Below are 22,315 nucleotides of genomic sequence, written 5' to 3'. Positions count from 1 at the left end.
CACGGTTCTCATAACGTAGCTTCGTGATGACATTCCTGCTGGTCCTGGTGTTGTGCGGCTGTCTGTCGGGGGTGACGACCGTGTTGTTCGGATTCGGCGGCGGATTCGTCACCGTCCCCGTGGTCTACGCGGTGTCGACCGCCACCGCCGGGACCGCGGCCATGCACGTGGCGGTCGCGACCTCGGCGGCGGTGATGCTGGTCAACGCCTCGGTCGCCACCTGTGCACATATTCGGTCGGGCGGATTGCGCACCGAATATCTGCACCCGCTGGCGCTGTTCATCGCCGTCGGGGCCCTCGCCGGAGCGGCCGCGGCGACGGCCGTGCCCGACCGGGCACTACATCTGCTGTTCTGCGCCTATCTGGTGGTCGCGATCGCCGATATCGTGCTGCGCAGCGGATTTCTCACCCGCGCGGACTCCCGTACCGCGCGACCTCGCCCGCCGGGAACCGCGACAGCGGTGGCCGGGGGCACCGGAATCGGCGCTGTCGCAGCATTTCTCGGCGTCGGCGGCAGCGTCGTCACCGTACCGCTGCTGCGCCGCAGGGGATTGCCCATGACCGAAGCCGCCGCACTCGCGAATCCACTGAGCATCCCGGTGGCCGTCGTCGCAACGATCGTGTACTCCTTTGCCGCACACGGAAATCCCGGACACGGAACGATCGGATACGTCGATCCGGCAGCGGCCCTGGCCCTGCTCGCCGGAGCCCTGCCGACCATCGCACTGGTCAAGCGAACGCTGGTCCGGGTGCCCGATCGACTACACGCGATCGCCTACCCGATATTCCTGACCATCGTGCTGATCGCCATGACCGCAACGACTTTCACCTGATCGCGGCTGGGCGGCCAGCCGAGTTCCTCGGGAACACGGCCCGGACCCGCCATAGCCATCCGTCGACTCGGGGGGCTCGATCGACCCGCGACCGTTCGGCCGACGCCGCAGGGGCGCGAAACTCGACACGCCGGCTCCGGCCGATGGCAGTACACCGATCGGCGCGCGACCAGCGATCAGCCCGCGTCGTGCACGACAGTCGTACGCGCGCCGTACAGCTCGCGGGCCCGCGCGGGCGTGATCGTCGCCGGGGTGACCGGTTCCCCGGCCCGCACGTGCTGCTCGAGGATTCGCCCGGTCATCGGTGCGATGTAGGGGGCAGCTGCACGAAGCCCGTAGCCATCGGCTCGCGAGGACAGCCATACGGCGACCTTCGCGGGGAGTTCGACCGCGACGTCCACCAGGCCCGGACGGTCGAAGCGACCGAGGGTGCGCATCCATTTCGGCAAGGTGGCCACCGAGGCCAGCGACAGCAGTCGGCTTCCGACGGCCAAGGTGACTCCGGCGCCGTTGCCGGGCGGGGTCCACAGCAGGTGGTGCATCCCCGCTTCGGCACGTTCCGAACTGCACAGTCGCGGACGCATCTGCTCGAAATAGTCCCGTACCTGCGCCCGCGATCGCGGCACATCCTCCGGTTTGCAGGTCTGCAGTTCGGCCGCGATCACGCATTCGGCCCAGTACCGGTCCTCCTGCTCGGGCGGCAGCGGCCCGGGGCCGAATATCTCGTATGCCTTGAGCACCGAATGCCAGCCCGTGACATGGATCCACAGCTGGGTGTGCGGACTGTTCGCCGCATAACGCCGTCCACTGATCGGCTCGATGCCGGTCATCGCGGCGTGCACCTGCATCAAATGTTCCGAGGCGCGGATGGCGGTGCGGCCGTCACCGACGGCGACGAGCAGGAAATAGGCCAGGGTGTTGTCCAGCCGGGCCCGCGGACTGCTGTAGATGCCCTGCGAATCCGCCACGGCCGCAGCGAGATACGGCTCGAAGTGCTCCAGCACCACGGCCCGCTGGAAGCCGATGAGCGCGGTCGGCGAGGTCCAGATCTTCCAGCTCGGCGAGCCGGGTCCGAAGAACCCGTAATCGTCGCGGCGAAGCGTGGTCGGATCGAAGCCCATCAGCTACTCCTTGTTCGCTGCCCACTCATGCGAGTGAATACAACACCACCGTAGCAATTGCCGGGATCGAATACAACGGCCCCGTAGCATTTGCCGTGACACTATGAACCGGTGGAGGTGAGCGGGCTGTGACGACCGATCGTTCCGCGGCCGAGCGCCCGCGTCGCCGCTACGCGCCGCGGCTGCCGCCCGAGCAACGTCGCGCCCAACTGCTCGACGCCGCATTCACCGTGCTGGGCCGCGTCGAACTGCATGAACTGAGCATGGAGGCGGTGGCGCAGGAGGCAGGGGTCGGCAAACCCGTGCTCTACACCGTGTTCTCCACCCGCGCGGAACTGGTCGCCGCGCTGCTCGAACGCGAACGCGAACGCAGCCTGGAGCAGGTCGCGGCCACCCTCCCGGCCGATCTGCTCGGGTCGGATCCGGTGTCCGCCGCATCGGCCACGGTCGAGGCGTTCGTCGGTGTGGCACTGGAGAATCCGACCCGCTGGCGGCTGATCCTCGCCACGCCCGCCAGCGCACCCGACGAATATCGTGCGGCACTGCGCAATTCCCGCGCGGAGGTGATCGAACGGGCCGATGCGCTGGTCCGGATGGGCACCGCGCTCGATCCGCGTTTGGCGGCAATGGATTCCGAACTGCTGGCCCGGGTGCTGCTGACCGTGGCCGAGACGCTGGGGCGGCTCGCGGTGAGCGATCCGGCCGAATATCCCCGCGAGCGGCTGGAGGAGTTCGTCCGCTCCATCGTGCATCTGCTGGCCGGGACGCCCGCGCCTTGAACGGGTCCGACGCGCCCCGGATACGCCGACCGCGCGCCCGATCCGGACGGTTCGGGCGCGCGGGATGTTCCCTATTACCGGAAAATGTTGCGTATCAGCGCATCCGGCAGAAGCTGGAGTAGTGATCGCTGGTGTACCAGGCCGATCCGTCGTCACCGGTGACGATGCGGTCCGCATCGCGATTGTGACCGGGAACCTTGCGGTTCACGTCCCACTCCTTGTAGTGGATGGCCTTGCCGCTGCCGTCGGCCTCGGGCAGATTTCCTTCGCGATCACTCCAGGTAGTGCCGCCCTTGGTGCCCGAGCCGTCGTTCGGCGGCCACTGTCCGGCGTCGATCAGCCCCAGGGTCTGCCGGGCCTGATCGGAGACCGTGCAGGCGATCAGGCGCAGGTCGGTGGCGTTCTGCGCGGCCACCGTGGCGGTGCCGGTCGAGTTCGCCGCGCCCAGCCCGCCCAGTAAAACCGACAACGCGACCAGGGTGGCCAGCATCATGGCGGCGAACATCGAGATCGGTCTGGTCCACGCTCTTTCCGGCGACAGGGTGTCCGGCGATATCGGATCGTTCGTCATCAAATACCTCGCAATGGTCGTCGATACACCGGCGCCGCTTCGACACCCCCGCGCCGAATGTACTGCCGTCACAACCCGGATCGCACGACACACAGCGAGCAACCGGCCAACAACAGATGACGAGTTCCCGTCACCGACTTCCCGCGAACCGTTCGCCCGGCTCGGCCATGCACCCGCAGAGTCCGGGTTGATCGGGGGCGTCGTGGGTTCCGATGAGCCGCACCGCGATGCGCCACGCCGCCACGAATGCCAGGAGATGGACGATATTGGTGACCACCTCGGTTCCGCCGAGCAGCGCCACTTGGTCGTGCGCGTACAACCACAGCGCGACAACCATTTCCAGGGTGGCCAGGCTCCACGGCAGCAGCGACGCCAGACTGTAGGCGCGACGGCGCACCGAGCACTGTCGCCAGGTTCGCGGCTGTCCGCGCAGTCGCGCCACGGCCCAGCCCAGCGGGGCCCGGCCGATCAGGATCAGCACGAGTTGCACCGGCGACCAGAGCACCATCCACGCCAGGCGCGGCAGGAAGAAGTTCACCGCGTCGCCGCTGACCGTCGCGAACGTCACCTGCAGGAGTACACCAGCGATCACGGCGACGGTGGTGCGCGTCGGCCGACCGGTCAGCACCCGCCACACGCTCACCGCCACCGCGGCGATCAGTGCCGCGCAGGCCGCCGCGGTCAGCGATTTCGTGGTCGAGATCAGCACGGTGAAGGTCAGCATCGGCGAGACGGACACCGCCCCGACAACGAGTCGTTCACGCAACGCGGGGGCCGCGTCCGATGTAGTCGTCCGGTCTGCCACCGGTAGGCACCTCCTGGTCGGCGATCGTCTCGATCCAGCACACCAGGCCGAGCTGACCGCAGCGCCCCGGAAACCTGACCGGAAGCTGACGATGTGGAGTGATCAGCGACAGCGCGGGAAGGTCGCGGTGAAGACCGCGCCGTTCTGCGACCGCACCGCGATCCGGCCGCCGTGCCCCTCGACGATCTCGCGCACGATACTCAACCCGAGTCCCGCCCCGCCGGTGCCCGAGCCGCGATAGAACCGCTCGAATACCTGCTCGACGGCCGAATCATCCAGTCCCGGACCGGAATCGGCGACGGTCAGCGCCACCTCGCCCGCCTCGGTCACCGCGACGGTGACCGAGACCGACGCCTCCGGCGGCGTGTGCCGCAACGCGTTGGACAGCAGATTCTGCAACACCCGACGTAGCTGATCGATATCACCGGCGACGTAGACATGTTCGGGCACAATCGATTCCACGATCCGATCCGGATCGATGGCCCGCACGTCGGCGACCGCCTCCGCGGCCAGCGCGCCCAGATCCACCGGCTCCTCGCTCGCGGCATCGACACGATCGAGCCGGGCCAATTGCAGCATCGCAGCCACCAGCCGATGCATCCGCGCGGCCTCGGCGTCGATCCGGGTGATCGCGTGATCCACTGCCGCACGGTCCGGCGCGAGGCCGTGTCCGCAGGTCTGTGCCCAGCCGCGAATGGTGGCCAGCGGTGTGCGCAGCTCGTGCGACGCGTCGGAGAGGAATCGGCGCAATCGCTCGTCGGCGCGTTCGCGGGCCTCGAAAGCCCGGTTCAGTGCCAGACCCACCTCCCGCGCCTCGTCCTGCCGTTCCCCCACCGGCACCCGCCGATCGAGCTGACCGGCCGCGATCGCCGAGGCAGTGGTCGCCATATCCCGCAGCGGCCGCAGGCCCACCCGCAATACCGCCCGGCTCAGCAGCGCGATTCCACCCAGCACGAGCACCGTCGCGACGATCTCCACCCCGAGCAGCCAGGTCAGCACCCCGTCGTCGAAGCGCAGGCTGCGCGCGACCACCACGCGGGCGACCGGCTCGGCGGGCGCGCCCCGCGCGGACTGCACCGAGCGTCCCGGCGGCACGTCGAAGGCGAGCAGGCGATAGCGCTGCGTGCGATTTCCGGCCGCCGCGGCCGGGATCGGACGCTGCGCGTACCCGGGCGCGACCACGGCGGGCAGAGCGGGCTTCGCGGCTCTCGAATTCACCCGCGCTCCAACGGATTCCGCCGCGACGCTACCGTCACTCGACAGGAACGCGACGTAGAACGCGTCCGGTTCGAGCTGCTGCACCGCGGTCAGCACATACGGGCCCGGGGCCGCGCGGATGGTGCGTTCGGCCTGGTACAGCGCGGAATCGGCATTGTGCCGGAAGTAGAACCACAGCGTGAGAACCGGCGCGGTATCCGCGACGAGCAGCCCGATGCCCGCGAGCAGCACGATCCCGACGCTCAACCGCGAACGCATCGAACCCCGCCAGCCGGCGGCCATTCAGCGCACCCGCCCGCCCAGGCGGTAGCCGAATCCGCGCACGGTGTGGATCAGCGCGGAGCCATCGCGCGGCCCTGCGGGGTCGATCTTGCCGCGCAACCGCGAGACCAGCTTCTCCACCACCTGATCGCGAAACCTGTACTCCCACACGTGATCCATGATCTGATCCTTGGACAGCACCCGCTCGGGATGGGTCAGCAGATACTCGAGCAGCTTGTATTCGGTGGGCGTCAACGGAATTCGCCGTTCGCCACGACGAGCCTGCCGCCGGTGTTCGTCCAGGGCCAGGTCGGCGTAGCGCAGGGTCGCGGGCGGTTCGGCCGGCGGTTCGGCAACGGTCCGCGCACGACGCAGCAGCGCGTGCACCCGCGCCAGCACCTCCGGCACGCTGAACGGTTTCACCAGATAGTCGTCGGCGCCCAACGCCAGTCCGGCGATCTTGTCCTCCACCGCGTCTCGCGCGGTGACCACCAGAATCGGCACGGTCCCGCCGTGCTCGCCCAGCGTCCGGCAGATGCTCAACCCGTCGACATCGGGCAGCGTCAGATCCAGCACGAGCAGATCCGGAGGCTCCTGCCCGCACAGCCGCAGCGCCTCCGCGCCGCTCGGGGTGACGGACGTGTCGTAGCCGGCCAATCGCAGTGTCGTGGCCAGCAGCTCCGCCATTCCGGGATCGTCGTCGACGACGAGCAGTCGCTGGCCACTGCCACGAATCAACGTCACATCGGAAGCTCCGGGATCCTGCGCCACCCCTCGATCATGCCCGTCGAGCATGAGAGAACTCTGTGTCCGGATTGCACCTCTCGTGTCCGCAACACGGCACAACGGTGTTGCCCCTCACGCAGCGGCGAGGTGGCACAGTGGAGTGGGAGCGCAAGGCCATGACCACCGTGGAGGGCCCGATGGATCGAACCACCTGTCTCATCGCCGGTGGCGGCCCGGCGGGGATCGTGCTGGGGCTGCTACTGGCTCGCGCCGGCGTCGAGGTCACGGTGCTCGAGAAGCATGCGGATTTCCTGCGCGATTTCCGCGGCGACACCGTCCATCCCACCACCCTGGACCTGCTCGACGAGCTCGGCCTCGGTGACCGATTCGCGAAACTGCCGCAACGTCGGTTGACCTCGGTGCAGCTGCCGATCCGCGGCCGGATGTTCACCTTCGCCACCATGGACCGGCTGCCGGGCCCGCACCGGTACATCGCCATGGTGCCGCAGTGGGATCTGTTGAATCTCCTTGCCGCAGAGGCGGAGACGGAGCCGACGTTCCAGCTGCGCAGGAACACCGAGGCGACCGACGTGATCCGCGAACAGGGCCGGGTGGTAGGAGCCCGATATCGCACCCGTGACGGAGGGACCGGTGAGATCCGGGCAGATCTCACCGTGGCATGCGACGGCCGGACCTCCGCGCTGCGGGCGGCGGCGGGTCTCGGATCACGCCGCTGGGCAACACCTTTCGACGTCTGGTGGTTCCGAATCCCGCGGCACGACAGCGATCCGGCCGGAGCCGTCGGATTCCTCACCCCGCAGCGCGTGGCGCTGCTGTTCGACCGCGGCGACTACTGGCAGTGCGCGACGTTGATCGCCAAGGGCAGCGATCCCGCCCTGCGCGCCGGACCCGTCTCGGAGATCATGCGCCCGCTCACCGATATCGTGCCCTGGCTGTCCGACCGCGCCGAGATCCTGTCGAGCTGGGACGAGGTGAAACTGCTGGACGTCCAGCTCGATCACCTGGACCACTGGTACACCGACGGGCTGCTGTGCCTCGGCGACGCCGCGCACGCCATGTCCCCCGTCGGCGGCGTCGGCATCAACCTGGCCGTCCAGGATGCGGTAGCGGCCGCGAGAATCCTTGCCCCCAAACTCCTTTCGCACACGCTGGCCACCGCCGACCTGGCCCGCGTACAACGCCGCCGACGCCTCCCCACCGCCGTCACCCAGGGTCTGCAACGTTTCCTGCACGCCCGCGCCATAGCTCCCGCCCTCGGAGGCCGCCTCAACATCTCCGACAGCACCGAACCTCCACTCCCCCTGCGCCTGCTACGCCGCACCCCCTTCCTTCGCGACCTCCCACCCCGCCTGGTGGCCCGAGGCGTCCGCCCCGAACACGCTCCCGATTTCGCCCGACGCCCGTCCTGACCGGCGCAGCAATTTCAGAAGTCGTCGACGCATCCGCACGAGCCCCGGGTCCGCAGCCCGGCTTCCAGCGACACCACGCCGGGGTCCGTTGTGCCGCTGTCGATCTGATCCAACAGCAGTTGTACCGCCAGTTCGCCCATGCGGCGGGTGGGCTGAATCATGGTGGTCAGGCCGGGACGGGTGTAGCGGGCGTATTCGATGCCGTCGAAGGCGACCACGGCAAGGTCGTCGGGAACGCGCAGTCCGGCGTCGTAGGCGGCGCGGAGCATACCCATCGCCTGTAGGTCACTGGTGACGAAAACCGCTGTGGGGCTGCGCGGTCCGGCCAGTAGTTCGGACAGGGCGCGATATCCCGCCGCGCCACCGAAATCCGTGCGCACGATCGCCCCCTCGGGTAATCCACCGGCGGACAGCGCATTTCGATATCCCTGCACCCGATCCTCGGCCGTGGAGACGTGCGGACCACTCAGACAGGCGATCTCGCGGTGCCCGTGCTCGATCAGATGGGTCACCGCGAGCTGCGCACCGCCCACCGAATCGCACATCACATGGGTGAACCGGGCCGGGTCGATGATGCGGTCCACGGCCACCAGCGCCATCCCGGCCTCGGCGCAGGCATCGCCGACGCCGGTCTCCCAGGATGACGAAATCGCCAGCAGCCCTTCCACTCTCCGATCGATGAAGGTGCGCACGTAGGCTTGCTCGCGCTCGGAATCACCGGCGGCATTGCCCACGAACAGCGGGTAGCCGCGGGCGAAGGCCGCCGCCTCGATCACCGCGGACAGCTCGGAGAAAAACGGATTCGCACCGTCGGGGATCACCATGCCCAGCGCGTGGCCGCGATTCATCCGCAGGCTGCGCGCGGACATATTGGGCCGGTAGCCCAATTCGGCGATGGCGGCCTCGATCCGCGCGCGGGTCGCCGGGGCGACCTGACGCGGCCCGCCGTTGAGCACGTAGCTCACCAGCGCGGGCGAGGTACCGGCCAGCCGCGCTACATCCGCGCGTGTCACTGTCATGCGGATCTCTCCTCGTCCTCGATCACGGTCCGATTCCACGCTATTGGGCCCAACCTCTTGACAGTCGGTGACTCAGGTCACAGACTACTCATCAATTCGTGTTGATCAACACGAGTTGATCAAGAGGGATAGGTCGAACACCCATGAATGCTCGATTCAGGCGTGCAATGGCGCCGCTTGTCCTCGTCGGCGCGCTCGCCGCGGCCGCCTGCGGGCGTGGCGATCACAGCAGCTCCGGGGATTTCAAGATCGCCATCGTCACCCGAAACTTCACCAACCCGTACTGGGCGGCGTTGCGCGACGGGGCCATGGCCGAGGCGGCGAAGCTCGGCGTGAAGGTCACCGTGCAGGCCGGGCAGTCCGAAACCGACGCCGACGGTGAGAACGCGCAGATCTCCACCATGGCCGCGCAGGGCTTCGGCTGCTTCGGCGTCGTTCCGGTGAACGGCACCAACGTCATCACCCCGCTCACCGCGGTCGCCCGCAAGAACATCCCGATCCTCGACCTGGATACTCAGATCGATCCGGCCGCGTCCAAAGCCGCCGGGGTCTCCTACGCGAGTTTCATCGGCTCCGACAACATCGAGGCCGGTAAGACCGCGGGCCAGAAACTCCTCGAAGCCCTGGGCGGCACGGGCAAGGTCGCGGTCCTGCAGGGCATCGCCGGTGAGCAGAACGGCATCAACCGCGACAAGGGCTTCGCCGAGGCCGTCACGGGCAAGCTGGACATCGTCCAGGAGGCGCCGGCGGACTACGAGCAGGACAAGGGTCTGCAGGTCACCGAGGCGATCCTGAAGGCGCACCCGGACATCACCGGCATCTTCTCCGCCAACGACACCATGGGCCTGGGCGCGGCGCAGGCGATCAAGAACGCGGGCCGCACCGGGCAGATCAAGGTGATCTCCGTCGACGGCATCCAGGCCGCCCTGGACGCGGTCAAGGCGGGCACGCTCTACGGCACGGTCACTCAATACCCTTATGCCGAAGGACAACTCGCGGTGCAGGGCTGCCTGGCGCAGCACCAGGGTAAGAAGCTGCCGGACCGGGTGGTCTCCCCGATCGCATTCATCGGGAAAGACAATGTGGATCAACAGATCTCGGCGTTCCCGCGGCCGATCGTCACCTTCGACAACCCGCTGGAAGGACTCCTGAACAAGTGAGCTCCACGGCAGATATCGCACCCGCCGATCCGGGCGGTGCCGCCGAGGTCGGTACGCGTGAGGGGCGCACCGAAATCCCGGCCAAGCTCGCCGAATACGCGGCGCCGATCGCGTTGGTCCTGCTCTGGGTGGCCTTCTTCATCGCCACACCGGACTTCCTGACCCTGGCCAATATCGGTGACCTGTTGGTCTCCGCGACGATCCTGACCGTGCTGGCGCTGGGCCAGCAGTTCGCGGTCACCGTGGGCGGCATCGATCTGTCGGTGGGCGCGAATCTGCCTTGGTCCGCAGCACTGTTGGGCTACACGACCAGCCACGGCTATCCGATCGCGGTCGGCATCGTCGTGGCGATCGTGGGCGGTCTGGTCGTCGGCGTGATCAACGGCGTGCTGGTCGGACGGCTGCACATGACCGATTTCGTGGTCACCCTGGGCATGCTCAGCGTGCTGAGCGGGCTGACCTTGCTGCTGACGCACGGCAACACCACGGCGGTGAATTCTCCCTTCCTGCAGAAACTCGCGTTGGACGGCATCGGCCCGGTGCGCTGGTTCTGGCTGCTGGCGCTGATCGCCGCACTTCTGGTGGCGGGCATCATCTTCCGCACCCGGATCGGCACGCATCTGCTGGCCACCGGCGGACGTCTGGAGGCCGCGCGCGACACCGGTATCGCGGTGAATCGCATCCGGCTGTTCGCCTACGCGATGGCCGGGCTGCTGTGCGGGGTCGCCGGGGTGATGCTCGTGGCGCGCAACGGCGGTGCGGATCCCTCGCTGCAGACCACCTATCTGCTGAGTTCGATCGCGGCGGTGGTGCTCGGCGGATCGTCGCTGGCCGGCGGCAAGGCATCGGTGCTGGGGACGGTCGCCGGTGCGGTGCTGTTCACCTCGCTGATCAACGGGTTCACCATCCTGGGCATCTCGCAGTACTACCAGCCGGTCGCGGTCGGTGCGGTGCTGCTGTTGGCCGCCGGGATCTCCCGGTTTCGAAAGTAGGTGCGCCTCATGATGATTCAATTTCCCGACGCTCGTCGCACCGGAAAGCAGGCGGATCGATGACCACTCCCCTGCTCGAGGCCAGGGACCTGACCAAATCCTTCGACTCGGTGCGCGCACTGGGCGGGGTGTCACTGCAAATCCCCGAAGGCGAGGTGACCGCGCTCGTCGGCGACAACGGTGCCGGAAAATCGACGCTGGTGCGCTGTCTGACCGGCGTGCAGTCCCCCGACGGCGGTCAGATCCTGTTCCGCGGCGAACCGGTCCGCCTGCGCTCCCCCGAGGACGCGCGCAAGATGGGCATCGAGACCGTCTACCAGGATCTGGCCCTCATCGACGATCTGACGGTGTGGCAGAACCTGTTCCTCAACCGGGAACTGGTATATCCGCTCGGAATCGTCAACCGCCGCGGCATGATCGCGCGCAGCGGTGAGATCATGCGCGAGCTGGACGTCGACGTGCCCTCGGTCCGCACCACCGTGCGCCGGATGAGCGGCGGACAACGCCAATCCATCGCCATCGCCCGCGCCGTGGCCTGGGGCAAGGCCATGGTGATCATGGACGAGCCGACCGCCGCGCTGGGCGTCCGGGAGACCGCCGCGGTGGAGAAGCTGGTCCGGGGACTGCGCGAACGCGGCGTCACGGTCCTGATCATCAGTCACGACCTGGCGCAGGTGATGCGGATCTGCGACAACGTCGTCGTGCTGCGTCGCGGTAGATCGGTTGCCGCACACAGCATCTCGGAGGTGGACGGGGATCGCCTGGTCGGGCTGATCACCGGCGCGATTCCGGGGAATCCGGAGATCCCGCACACCACCGAGGCGGCGTCGTGACCGTTGTGGTGGTGGGGTCGGTGAATGTGGATGTGGTGAGCGAGGTCGAGCGATTGCCCGCGCCCGGGGAAACCGTGCTGGCGTTGCGGTCGCGAACGAATCTGGGCGGCAAGGGATCCAATCAGGCCGTTGCCGCCGCGCGAGCCGGGGGGCGGGTCGAATTCGTGGCCCGGATCGGTGCGGGCGCCGATCCGGGACTGTGGAAATCGTTGCTGGAGTTCGGCATCGATCTCACGGCGGTTCGCGAGATTCCGGGTAGCCGGACCGGCACCGCCTATATCACGGTCGCCGGTGGGGAGAATCAGATCGTCGTCGACCCCGGGGCCAACTTCGGCTGGGAGAGCGATGCCGAGCTGGACGAGCTGAGCACCGAAACCGGACTGCTGGAGGCGGCACAGGTCGTCGTCGCGCAATTGGAAGTTCCTTTGCGGGTGGTGAATTGGGCCGCCTCGCATGCCGGGCGTTTCATTCTCAATGCGGCGCCCGGGACACGATTGCCCGTGGAGTTGCTGCGCCGCTGCGATCCATTGGTCGTCAACGAATCCGAGCTGGCCGCGGTGAGCGGGACCGAAACGGATACCCCGCAGCAGGCGTTCGAGCAGGCGCGGGCACTGTGCCTGCGAGGTGTGCCATCGGTGGTCGCGACGCTGGGCGCGGCCGGATCGGTCTGGGCGAGATCGTCGGCCGACGGACAGGTGATCGGCGCGTATCAGCCTGCACCACAGGTCGATACGGTGGATTCGACCGGTGCGGGCGACGCTTTCGTCGGCGCCCTGGCCACCGCCCTGGCCGAGGGCGCCGATCTCGGCGACGCCGTCACCCTCGCCACCGCCGCCGGGGCCCTCGCGGTCCAGGCAACGGGCACCCACAGCTCCTATCCGACTCGCGAGTGCATCACGGCACTACTTCCGGATGTCCCCCAACCCCGCACGCTCGCTGAATGATTCGTGCGGTACGCCCGCGTCGCGAACCCGCCCTACGTGCCCGAACCAGGAGACCACCATGCGTACCAGTGGAATCATCCACGCCGAACTGGCCTCGGCCCTGACCGGCCTGCGCCACACCGATCTGTTCGCGATCAGCGACTCCGGACTGCCGGTGCCCGCCGGAATCCCCGTCATCGACCTGGGCATCAGTTACGGATTCCCGCGCTTCGAACCGATCCTGGATCTGATCCTGCACGAGGTGACGATCGAGGCCGCATGGGGAAGCCGTCAGGTCACCACCGAGAATTCCGAGGCCGCAACCCTGCTCGCAGATCATGTGCACGCCGAACTCATCGACCACGAAACCTTCAAGTCCCGCATAGCGGACTGCCGCTTCGTGGTCCGCACCGGCGAAGCCAGGCCGTACGCCAACGTCCTGCTGCGCGCCGGAGTCCCCTGGGCCTGATCGCAAGACGAACATCACGTGCGTGCGGGCCGCATCCCCCGACGACGATCACGTCACATACGATCGCCGAATGGCTGAGATCCTGGTGGAGCGGCAGGGCAGGGTTGCTGTCGTCACGGTGCACGATCCGGAGCGACGTAACGCGTTGACCAGGGATCTGTCGGCGGAACTCGCTGCCGCGGTGGCGGATGCGGAGAACGATCGGGACGTTCATGCGCTGGTCGTCACCGGAACACCGCCCGCGTTCTGCGCCGGGGCCGACCTCACGCTGCTGGGCGCGGCGCGGGAGGAGGGGCTTCGGGCGGTCTACACGGGTTTCCTTGCGGTCGCGAACTGCGCATTGCCGACCATCGCGGCAGTCGGGGGCGCCGCGGTGGGCGCGGGATTCAATCTGGCGCTGGCCGCCGATATCCGCCTCGCCGGGCCCCGCGCCCGTTTCGATGCCCGCTTCCTCCAGCTCGGACTGCACCCCGGCGGCGGCATGACCTGGATGGCGCAGCGGATCCTGGGCCCCCAGCGCGCCGCCGCCATGACACTGTTCGGCGAAATCCTCGACGCCGAAACCGCGCTGGCCGCCGGACTGGTACACCGCGTCGTCCTGGGTGATCACGACGCCCTCGTCGCCGAAGCCGTCGACTTCGCCCGACCGGCCGCCGACGCCCCACGCGACCTGCTGATCGCCACCAAACGCACGCTCCGCACCACCCGTGAACTGGCCGCCCACGCCGACGCCGTCGACGCCGAGATCGCCCCGCAGCTGGACTCGATCGACTCCCCGGAGTTCGCGGAGCGTCTCGCCGCGATGCAGGCGCGAATCAACCGCTCGCCCAAGTGAATTGACCGAATTCAGCCATTAGCGCCTCGTGCATCCGGCGTATCCCGCGCGGGATGACCATTGCCGCGAGGCAAACCGGACGGACACGATCCCCGATCCAAATTCGTTTCGCTGACGAATAACCACTGTTGTGCACCCATCACCCCCCAACCGACCCCAGGGAACCCGACAACAGTGACGAATACCGTGATCCAGGAACAGGAGACACTTCCCGAGCCGGAGACGGCCGAACGTTCGGGGCCCGCCCCTCGGCGCATTCGCACGGTGCTGACCGGACTGATGCTCGGCATCTTCCTGGCCGCACTGGATCAGAACATCGTCAGCGTCGCGATCGTGCGGATCGCGAACAGTCTGCACGGATTCGACGAACAGGCGTGGGCGACAACGGCGTACCTGATCACCGCGACGATCACCACACCGCTGTACGGCAAACTGGCCGACATCTACGGCCGCAAACCGCTGTATCTGGCCTCCATCGCGCTGTTCGTGATCGGTTCGGTGGCTTGCACATTCGCGACCTCGATGTACGAGCTGGCCGGATTCCGGGCGTTCCAGGGGCTGGGCGCGGGCGGGTTGATGGCGCTGGCGTTCACCATCCTGTCCGATATCGTGCCGCCGCGCGAAATCGTCAGGTACCAGGGCGGATTCATGGTGGTGTTCGGTAGTGCGACCGTCCTTGGACCGGTGCTCGGCGGGTTCCTGTCCGATTACGATCACCTGCTCGGCCTCGACGGCTGGCGGTGGGTGTTCCTGGTCAACGTGCCGATCGGGGTGATCGCCTTCGCCGTGGTGGCCAAGGTGCTCGACGTTCCGCATGCCCGGCAGGACCACCGCATCGACTGGTTCGGCACGCTGACGCTCACCGCCTGCGTCGTGCCGCTGCTCATCGTCGCCGAACAGGGCCGGGCGTGGGGCTGGGACTCGCACCGCGCGCTGCTGTGTTACGGCGTCGGGGCCGCGGGATTCGTGCTGTATCTGCTGGCCGAGTTGCTGATGAAGGATGCGGCGCTGATTCCGCTGCGCATGTTCCGCAGTTCGACGTTCAGCGTCGCCATTCTGGGCGGCACGATCGTGGGCATCGCGATGTTCGGTGTCATCGTCCTGGTTCCGCTGTATTTCCAAGTGGTGCGGGGATATTCGCCGACCCGGGCCGGACTGCTGATGCTGCCGCTGGTCATGGGCATCATGGTGGGGTCACAGTTGGCCGGGGTGGTCACCAAGTTCACCGGACGATACAAGATCCTGCCGGTCGCGGGCAGTTTCGCCTTCGCGGCGGGTGCGGCGCTGTTCGGGCGGGTCGAGTACGACAGTCCGCTGTGGCAGCCGCTGTTGTATTGCGGGATCATCGGATTCGGTCTCGGCGGCTGCATGCAGACGCTGATCATCGCCGCGCAGAACGCCTGCCGCCCCGAGGATCGCGGAACATCGACGGCGACAGCGACATTCGTACGGCAGATGGGCGGCACACTCGGCGTCGCAGTATTCCTGACGATTCTGTTCAACCTCATCCCCGGACGGATCACGGCGGCGTTCGGCGGACAGCTCCCGGCCGATCTCACCTCGTCCGGGCTGGCCGCGCTGCAGAGCGATACCAGCGGGATCGCGGCCCTGCCCGCGCAGGTGCGCATCCCGATCCTGATCGGCTACACCCACGCGATGCGCGAGGTGTTCCTCATCGCCGCCGTCGTCGCGGTACTGGCCGGTGTGGTGCTGCTGCTCATGAAAGAGATTCCGCTACAGGACGATCCGCTCGCCGAGTCGGGCATCACGATCCCCGACGACGCCGCCGAACTCCTGGAAGTCCCGCCGCCGACTCCGCCCGCTACCGAGGATGACCGGTACCGGAGTGTGGACGCCCTGCTCGCCCGCGCCGATGCCGAGGCCGGCTACTGCATCGTCGGCCACATCCGCCACGACGACGGACAACCGGTCCCCCGCGCCACGCTGACGCTGATCGACCCGCGCGGCCGGCAGGTCTCCCGCACGACCGGCGATGCGGACGGCGGCTATCTCATCGCCGCGCCGGAGCCGGGGAGTTACGTGCTGATCGTCTCGTCCGCGGGCCATCAGCCGACCGCGTCGGGCATCGTCATCGGTTGGACGCCACAGCAATTCGACGTCGTACTGCACGGTGCGGGTGAGGTCTCCGGCGCGGTCCGCACGGCCGTGAACGGCACACCGGTGCCGCACACCATCGTCACCCTGACCGACGCGAACGGCGAGGTGGTCGGTTCGGCCGTCAGCGCCGCCGACGGCGGATACGTCTGTCACGGCGTCGTACCGGGCACGTACACGCTGGTGGCCCTCGCCGACCACATGCGCCCCGGGGCCGCTACGCTGACCGTGCCCGAGAGCCGGATCCTGAACCACGACATCGTCCTGGCTCCCCGCGCCGTCCTCGCCGGATCCGTTGTCGCGGAGGACAATCGACCGGTACCCGACGCCCAGGTGGCCGTCCTGGACGCCGCCGGCGGCGTCACCGCCACCGTCCGGACCGACGACAACGGCCAGTACCTCGTCCCCGACCTCACCGACGGCCAGTACACCGTGGTGACCCGCGGCTATCCGCCGGTCTCCAGCCGCATCACCGTCGCCGGCGGCGAGGCCACCCACCACGTCCGGGTCGGCTACTGGACCGAGGACTGAGCATTCCACCAGGTAATTCGCCGAAACCGCCACCGCCGAGCGTGATCGCTGATGACATGATCACACTCGGCGTCACCTGGAGGTTGTCATGTTGTCACTGCAAGAGATTTCCGATCGGCTGGAGATTCAGGATCTGATGGTGCGGTATTCGCATGCCGTCGATACCCGGCAGTGGGATCTGCTCGACGAGGTGTTCACCCCGGACGCGCATATCGACTACAGCGCGATGGGCGGGTCCACCGGAGATCTGGCCGCCACCAAGGAGTTCCTGGCGACGATGCTGCCGAATTTCCTGGCGTTCCAACATCTGATCAGCAACTCCTCGATCAGCGTCGACGGGGACACCGCGACCGGGCGCACACTGTGCCACAACCCGATGCTGGTCGCCGATGCGCAGGGCAAACAGAGCCTGATGCTGTGCGGTCTGTGGTACCTGGACACCTTCGTCCGGATCGACGGACAGTGGCGGATTCAGCGGCGCGAGGAGGAGAAGGGATACATGTTCGTCGCGCCGTCGGCATGATGGCAGCCGCCCTCGGATCACACGGCCGTCTCCGGGCTCATCGTTAGAAACCTGTTACTGTTCCGCGGTGGGCTCAGATTCATCCCTCGCGCTCGGAGCGGTTGCGTGATCGACGATTTCCTACAGCATTGGCTGCTGTACTGCTCGATACCCGTCGTTGCCGCACTGATCGGCTGGACGACCAAACTGGTCGCGGTCGAGATGCTCTTCCGGCCACTGGAGTTCATCGGCATCCGGCCGTGGTTGGGCTGGCAGGGCGTGGTTCCCAAGGCCGCGCCGCGGATGGCGACCGTCGCGGTGGATCTGATGTTCACCCGGCTCATCGATCCCGAGGAACTGCTCAGCCGCATCGACGTCGCCGAACTCACCACCACCCTGCGCGAACCGCTGAACGAGGCCATCGCGCACATGGTGCACGAGCTGATGATGCGTTACGAACCGCGAATCTGGGTGACCATGCCGGAGTTCGCGCGCACGGCCATGATCACGCGCGTGCAGCGTGACGTGCCCACCCTGATCGACGACATCGCGACCGATCTGCGCGTCAACCTCGAACACGTGATGGATCTGCGCGCCATCGCGATCGATACCCTGGTCAACGACAAGGCACTGCTGGTGAAGCTGGTGCGCGACATCGGCACCAACGAGCTGCGCTTCATCGTGCGTTCGGGACTGCTGTTCGGCACGGTGCTGGGTTTCGTGCAGATGTTCACCTGGGCGTTCACGCATTCGCCGATGTTGATGCCGCTGTTCGGCGGTATCACCGGGTTGAGTACGGATTGGCTTGCGCTGCAGATGATCTTCCGACCGGTGAATCGCCGGTGGATTCTGGGCATCGTGCCGTGGCAGGGCCTGTTCCACAAGCGCCGCGAAGAGGTCTGCAACGATTACGGCGATCTGATCGCCACCGAGATCCTCACTCCCGCAAGGATGCTCGAAGCGATTCTGGACGGCGAACGCGCCGACCGCCTCGCCGCCATCCTGTCCCGGCGGATGGGCGAATTCATCGACGCCCAGTCCGCCCCGGCCCGCCCGCTGGTCACCCTCGTCGCCGGTGACACCATCGCCACCCTCAAGCGCGATATGGTCCCCGAAATGCTCACCTACATCCGCAGCGCCGCAGCCGGATTCGAGGAGCAGGCGATCCGCACCCTGGACCTGCGCAACCTGGTGGTCGAGAAAACCCGCAACCTCACCGACCTGGAGTACGAGGGCCTGCTGCGCCCCGCCTTCAAACAGGACGAATGGAAGCTGGTGGCGATCGGCGGCATCCTCGGCTTCCTGGTCGGTGAACTCCAGGTTCACCTCCTGCTCAGCTGATCGTCCCGCCATTACCACAGCGGATTCCACTGAACTGCACTACATTCCAACCAACGGCGGCCCTGTGCCCGATGGGGGGCACAGGGCACCGTGCCGCGAGGCGCACCGAGCAGATGTGGACTCCGGGCCGGATCAGACTCCCAGACCGGATTTCAGGGTCGGCCAGGACTTCGGGAGGGCGGCTTTCCAGTACGGCCAGGAGTGGGTGCCTATGGCGTTCCAGTCGACCTGGGGGTGGATGCCGGACAGATTCATCGCGGCCAGGATGGAGACGGTGCAGTCGTGGGCGGCCTGTTCGATCGCGATCGATTCGGTCAGGGTGACCGGGTAGGTGAAGCTGGGGTCGAAGTTGGCGTCGGCGGGGCCGGTTATGCCGGTGCCGGTGTACACGAAGACGGGTTTGCCGCGCAGTTGGTCCAGGTGCGCGCTGGGGTCGTGTGCTTTCCACTGCGGGTCGGTCGCGCGACCCCACATGTTGTCCGGATTTCCGCCGTCGGAGATGACCACCGGGCGCACCGACAACTGCCCGGCGTTACTCGAATACAGGCAGCCGCTGAAGGTGGCCAGCGCGCGGTACAGGGTGGGATTGCGAACGGTCAATGTCGCGGCGGCCTGCGCGCCCATCGAGACACCGCCGATCGCGTTGACGCCGTTGCCCTTCAGCAGTCCGTTCACCAGCGGCGGCAGCTCGACGGTGAGGAAGGTTTCCCACTTGTTGTGCCCCAGCTTGGGATCGTCCTTCTCCCAGTCGGTGTAGAAGCTGCCGGGGCCGCCCACCGGCATCACCACGTTGACGGGCTTGTCCGCGAAGAACTGCACCGCGCCGCCGCGCATGGCCCAGGTGCTCTGTCCCTCGGTGTCGGACGCACCGTTCCCGTCCAGCAGATACAGGGTGGGACGGGACGGGCCCTGATCGGCGGGCAGCAGCACATCGAGCTGGACGACCCGCTGCATCGCCGGAGACTGCACGTATATCTCCTCGCGCTGCGCGGAGATTCGCGTGATGTGGTCGACGGTGGCTTGGGCGTTCGCGATCGATGGCGATGCGCACAACGGTGAAACCACTGCCGCGACCAGAGCAACGACATATGCCACAGGCCGACTTCTGCGAGCCGATCGGGCCGCCGGGAGAATCTTCACGCCAGGCATCGTAGAGAGCGCGACGTCCGAACAACACGTTTTCGGTGAACCGGCGAGCCGCGAAATCCGCACGCGCGAGGGCGGTCCGGTCGCAACGGCCGGGAGCACGCGGAACGGGCCCGGAAACATCGGGTGAATGCCTGATATTTCCGGGCCCGTGTTTCGGGACCACCGACGAATCGGTCAGGAGATCGGCTTGGTCAGGTCGTAGACCGTGGTGCCGCCGACCGTTGTCGCGGTGTAGTGCTGTTCGACCCAGGTCGTGATCTGGGACGCCACTCCGGAGTCGCCGCCGGGGCCACCGTGGCCGCCCGCGATGAAGTAGTGGATGTCACCGTCGGCCACGTACTGCTCGAACTGCGCCAGCGTCGGGGAGTTGTCGCTGCCGGTGAAGCCGCCGATCGCCATCACCGAAGCGCCGGTGGACAATTCGAGGCTGCCCGCGGACTGCGAGCCGATCGCGGCCGCCGCCCAACGGTAGTTGGTGCTGTTCTTCATCAACTGCTGCAGCGCGGTGTTGTTGTCCGTCCCCTCGCCGAATCCGCCGCCTTGGCCGCCGGACTGCTGGGTCTGCGTCGAATTCGCGCCGGTCGAAGTCCCGGACGATGCGGTGTCCGAGGGTGCGTTACCCGACTGCGAGGTCCCCGAGGGAGCGTTGCCCGGCATACTCGAACCCGTTGTGCCCGAGGGCTTGTGTGCGCCTCCCCCGCCGCCGGGTCCGCCGCCGAAGCCCTGGCCGGAGCTCGGCCCCGAGGTCGGGATGGAACCGGTGTGCACGGTCGCCACGGTGTCGATGGTGTAGGCCGCCGAACCCGCGAATCCGAACAGCAGGCCCGCCGCCGCGACGATCACCGTGAACCGGCCCAGCGCGTGGGCGCCGACGATCAGCACCGCCGCGACCAGAATCGAACCCACCAGCACGATCCAGCGCAGCGCCGGATACCAGTCGGGGGTGCGATCGAGCAGCACGTAGTTCCAGACTCCGGTGGCGGCCAGCATCGCGCCGAGCACCACGCGGGCGGAGAGATTGCTTCTGCCGCGCCACAATTCGATCACCGACATGCCCACCAGCGCGGCCGCGGCCGGCGCCAGCGCGATCATGTAGTACGGGTGGATGGTGCCCTGCATGAAGCTGAACACGATGCCGGTGACGAGAAGCCAACCGCCCCAGAGGATCAGGCCCGCCCGGGTACGTCCGGTACGCGGAGTGCGTCGGGTGAACCACAGGCCCGCGACCAGTCCGATCAGCGCGGCGGGCAGCATCCAGGAGATCTCGGTGCCGAAGGAGTCGCCGAACAGCCGGGTGATGCCGGTGCTGCCACCGAACATGGTGCCACCACCACCGCCGCCTCCGCCGCCGTTGCCTTCACCGCCCAGCACACGCCCCAGGCCGTTGTAGCCCAGCGCCAGCTCGAGCAGGCTGTTGTTGGTAGATCCGCCGATGTACGGCCGGGAAGCGCTGGGCCACAGGGCAACCAGGGCCACGAACCAGCCGCCGGAGATCACCATCGCGACGCACGCACCGAGCAGTTTGCCGATGCGCTTGCGCAGGGTGATCGGCGCGGCGACCAGGAAGACCAGTCCCAGCGCGGGCAGCACCAGGAACGCCTGCATCAACTTGGCGAGGAAGGCGAATCCGACCGCGACACCGGCCAGCGCCAGCCAGCGACCGCTGCCCTTCTCGGTGGCGCGCACCGTGCAGTAGGCCGCCGCGACGAGCAGGAACACCAGCAGCGCGTCCGGGTTGTTGAACCGGAACATCAACGCGGCCACCGGAGTCAGCGCCAGCGCGCTGCCCGCGAGCAGCCCGGCCGCCGGTCCGCTCCAGCGCCGCACCGCGGCGTACACCAGAGCCACCGAGGCCACACCCATCAGCGCCTCGGGCAGCAGCATCGAGAACGAGCTGAAGCCCAGCAGACGACCGGACAGCGCCATCACCCACATGGCGGCGGGCGGCTTGTCGACGGTGATGGAGTTGCCCGGATCGAGCGAGCCGAACAGCAGCGCCTTCCAGCTCTTGGTGCCGGATTGCACTGCGGCGGCGTAGAAGTCGTTGGCCCAGCCGTTGCGGGTCAGGCCCCAGAAGTACAGGAACGCGGCCACGACCAGTAGAGCCCACAGGCTCGGCCGGACCCAGCGTGCTTGGTCGGGTGGTCCGTAGAGCCAGCGATGCAACGGCGGTCGCCTGCGCGGCTCGACGGTCTCAACGGGTGCGGCCCGGTGGACGGGCGCGGCGGTGATCGTCATCGGTAGGTCCTCTCATCGGTCCCTACCATGTTCGGATTCCGCGATGGGCCGGATATTGGTCCGCCCTGTGCGCATCCTGTGAATTCTTCGGCCCGGTTGCGCGCACCGCCGATGCATCGGCAGCACCCCATCTGACCTGCCGATTCGATATTTTCCCGCTCGGTGGGCTAAGGTTTCTACTCGCCGCGGGAACGCGGAATGCGGATGTAGCGCAGCTGGTAGCGCATCACCTTGCCAAGGTGAGGGTCGCGGGTTCGAATCCCGTCATCCGCTCGCTGTTTTTTCGGAAAGAGCGCCCCGGGTTCCGGAGGCCGTTCGAATTCCCATCGTCAACCCGACGAAATTCCCGAGTCGAGACGGTATTCGTTGCCCAGTCGGCGGTAATGGCCGTAGGACCCTCCGGGACAGTCGCGTGTGCGCTGAAGCGACCAGTCGACACACACACCCCAGCACAAATCCGCACG

Annotated in this window: 20 protein-coding genes and 1 tRNA gene; 13 read left to right on the top strand and 8 right to left on the bottom strand. The window is 67.4% G+C overall.

Features of this window, described 5'->3' with window-relative positions; translation table 11 throughout:
- Window positions 1-35 precede the first annotated feature (35 nt).
- On the top strand, window positions 36-833 hold the full coding sequence (locus tag ON40_RS44330; protein WP_218008989.1) for a sulfite exporter TauE/SafE family protein: 798 nt from the start codon (window positions 36-38) through the stop codon (window positions 831-833).
- A 176-nt stretch (window positions 834-1,009) separates the two neighbouring features.
- On the opposite strand, the gene ON40_RS44325 is transcribed toward ON40_RS44330, so the two are convergent.
- Window positions 1,010-1,954 (bottom strand): oxygenase MpaB family protein, encoded by a 945-nt coding sequence (locus ON40_RS44325; RefSeq protein WP_040831784.1) that lies wholly within the window; start codon window positions 1,952-1,954, stop codon window positions 1,010-1,012.
- 128 nt (window positions 1,955-2,082) lie between these two features.
- Here ON40_RS44325 and ON40_RS44320 point away from each other — a divergent pair, with 128 nt between their 5' ends.
- Window positions 2,083-2,733, top strand: coding sequence for a TetR/AcrR family transcriptional regulator (locus tag ON40_RS44320; RefSeq protein ID WP_040831782.1), 651 nt, complete (start codon window positions 2,083-2,085; stop codon window positions 2,731-2,733).
- A gap of 94 nt (window positions 2,734-2,827) precedes the next feature.
- On the opposite strand, the gene ON40_RS44315 is transcribed toward ON40_RS44320, so the two are convergent.
- The 4 genes from ON40_RS44315 to ON40_RS44300 all read right to left on the bottom strand — a co-directional run bounded on the left by ON40_RS44315 (window position 2,828) and on the right by ON40_RS44300 (window position 6,383).
- Window positions 2,828-3,304 (bottom strand): guanyl-specific ribonuclease, encoded by a 477-nt coding sequence (locus tag ON40_RS44315; RefSeq protein WP_085997904.1) that lies wholly within the window; start codon window positions 3,302-3,304, stop codon window positions 2,828-2,830.
- A 130-nt stretch (window positions 3,305-3,434) separates the two neighbouring features.
- Entirely contained in the window at window positions 3,435-4,109 is a 675-nt protein-coding gene (locus ON40_RS44310; RefSeq protein ID WP_157186816.1) for a DUF3159 domain-containing protein, read from the bottom strand.
- Window positions 4,110-4,211: 102 nt separating this feature from the next.
- Entirely contained in the window at window positions 4,212-5,609 is a 1,398-nt protein-coding gene (locus ON40_RS49010; protein WP_051194533.1) for a sensor histidine kinase, read from the bottom strand.
- Window positions 5,610-6,383: a response regulator transcription factor gene (locus ON40_RS44300; protein ID WP_083896405.1), complete on the bottom strand. Its 774-nt coding sequence runs from the start codon at window positions 6,381-6,383 to the stop codon at window positions 5,610-5,612. It abuts the gene before it with no gap.
- Window positions 6,384-6,511: 128 nt separating this feature from the next.
- Here ON40_RS44300 and ON40_RS44295 point away from each other — a divergent pair, with 128 nt between their 5' ends.
- Window positions 6,512-7,744: an FAD-dependent oxidoreductase gene (locus ON40_RS44295; protein WP_040831855.1), complete on the top strand. Its 1,233-nt coding sequence runs from the start codon at window positions 6,512-6,514 to the stop codon at window positions 7,742-7,744.
- A 14-nt stretch (window positions 7,745-7,758) separates the two neighbouring features.
- Here the strand turns inward: ON40_RS44295 and ON40_RS44290 are convergent, their stop codons facing one another.
- A complete protein-coding gene (locus tag ON40_RS44290; RefSeq protein WP_040831780.1) occupies window positions 7,759-8,763 on the bottom strand; it encodes a LacI family DNA-binding transcriptional regulator in 1,005 nt (334 codons plus the stop codon).
- Window positions 8,764-8,930: 167 nt separating this feature from the next.
- On the opposite strand from ON40_RS44290, the gene ON40_RS44285 reads away from it, so the two are divergent.
- From ON40_RS44285 to ON40_RS44245, 9 genes are all read left to right on the top strand, one after another.
- On the top strand, window positions 8,931-9,923 hold the full coding sequence (locus tag ON40_RS44285; protein ID WP_245568264.1) for a sugar ABC transporter substrate-binding protein: 993 nt from the start codon (window positions 8,931-8,933) through the stop codon (window positions 9,921-9,923).
- The gene (locus tag ON40_RS44280) at window positions 9,920-10,915 is read left to right on the top strand and encodes an ABC transporter permease (RefSeq protein WP_040831778.1); all 996 of its coding nucleotides are present in this window, start codon (window positions 9,920-9,922) and stop codon (window positions 10,913-10,915) included. The genes ON40_RS44285 and ON40_RS44280 overlap by 4 nt, the downstream gene beginning before the upstream one ends.
- A 59-nt stretch (window positions 10,916-10,974) precedes the next feature.
- Complete coding sequence (locus tag ON40_RS44275; RefSeq protein ID WP_040831777.1) at window positions 10,975-11,748, top strand: ATP-binding cassette domain-containing protein; 774 nt, start codon at window positions 10,975-10,977, stop codon at window positions 11,746-11,748.
- The gene (locus ON40_RS44270; RefSeq protein WP_040831776.1) at window positions 11,745-12,692 is read left to right on the top strand and encodes a ribokinase; all 948 of its coding nucleotides are present in this window, start codon (window positions 11,745-11,747) and stop codon (window positions 12,690-12,692) included. The genes ON40_RS44275 and ON40_RS44270 overlap by 4 nt, the downstream gene beginning before the upstream one ends.
- 58 nt (window positions 12,693-12,750) lie before the next feature.
- Window positions 12,751-13,140, top strand: coding sequence for a D-ribose pyranase (rbsD, locus tag ON40_RS44265; protein WP_040831775.1), 390 nt, complete (start codon window positions 12,751-12,753; stop codon window positions 13,138-13,140).
- Between the two features lie 70 nt (window positions 13,141-13,210).
- Window positions 13,211-13,975 carry an enoyl-CoA hydratase gene (locus tag ON40_RS44260; protein WP_040831854.1) on the top strand — a complete coding sequence of 255 codons (765 nt, stop codon included), beginning with the start codon at window positions 13,211-13,213 and terminating at the stop codon, window positions 13,973-13,975.
- A 174-nt stretch (window positions 13,976-14,149) separates the two neighbouring features.
- On the top strand, window positions 14,150-16,621 hold the full coding sequence (locus tag ON40_RS44255; RefSeq protein ID WP_063713226.1) for an MFS transporter: 2,472 nt from the start codon (window positions 14,150-14,152) through the stop codon (window positions 16,619-16,621).
- 88 nt (window positions 16,622-16,709) lie between these two features.
- Entirely contained in the window at window positions 16,710-17,144 is a 435-nt protein-coding gene (locus ON40_RS44250) for a nuclear transport factor 2 family protein (RefSeq protein WP_040831774.1), read from the top strand.
- A 105-nt stretch (window positions 17,145-17,249) separates the two neighbouring features.
- The gene (locus tag ON40_RS44245) at window positions 17,250-18,464 is read left to right on the top strand and encodes a DUF445 domain-containing protein (protein WP_040831773.1); all 1,215 of its coding nucleotides are present in this window, start codon (window positions 17,250-17,252) and stop codon (window positions 18,462-18,464) included.
- A gap of 132 nt (window positions 18,465-18,596) precedes the next feature.
- Here ON40_RS44245 and ON40_RS44240 read toward each other — a convergent pair whose 3' ends face one another.
- Window positions 18,597-19,559 carry an alpha/beta hydrolase gene (locus ON40_RS44240; protein WP_040831772.1) on the bottom strand — a complete coding sequence of 321 codons (963 nt, stop codon included), beginning with the start codon at window positions 19,557-19,559 and terminating at the stop codon, window positions 18,597-18,599.
- A 228-nt stretch (window positions 19,560-19,787) separates the two neighbouring features.
- A complete protein-coding gene (locus ON40_RS44235) occupies window positions 19,788-21,851 on the bottom strand; it encodes an ArnT family glycosyltransferase (protein ID WP_040831771.1) in 2,064 nt (687 codons plus the stop codon).
- Window positions 21,852-22,051: 200 nt separating this feature from the next.
- Here ON40_RS44235 and ON40_RS44230 point away from each other — a divergent pair.
- Window positions 22,052-22,124: transfer RNA gene (locus ON40_RS44230), tRNA-Gly, on the top strand.
- Window positions 22,125-22,315 lie beyond the last annotated feature (191 nt).

It is taken from the genome of Nocardia jiangxiensis NBRC 101359, from assembly GCF_000308615.1.
Taxonomy (GTDB): Bacteria; Actinomycetota; Actinomycetes; order Mycobacteriales; family Mycobacteriaceae; genus Nocardia; species Nocardia jiangxiensis.
Note: the sequence above shows the minus strand (reverse complement) of the source record. Positions and strands in the feature narration are given on the sequence as shown.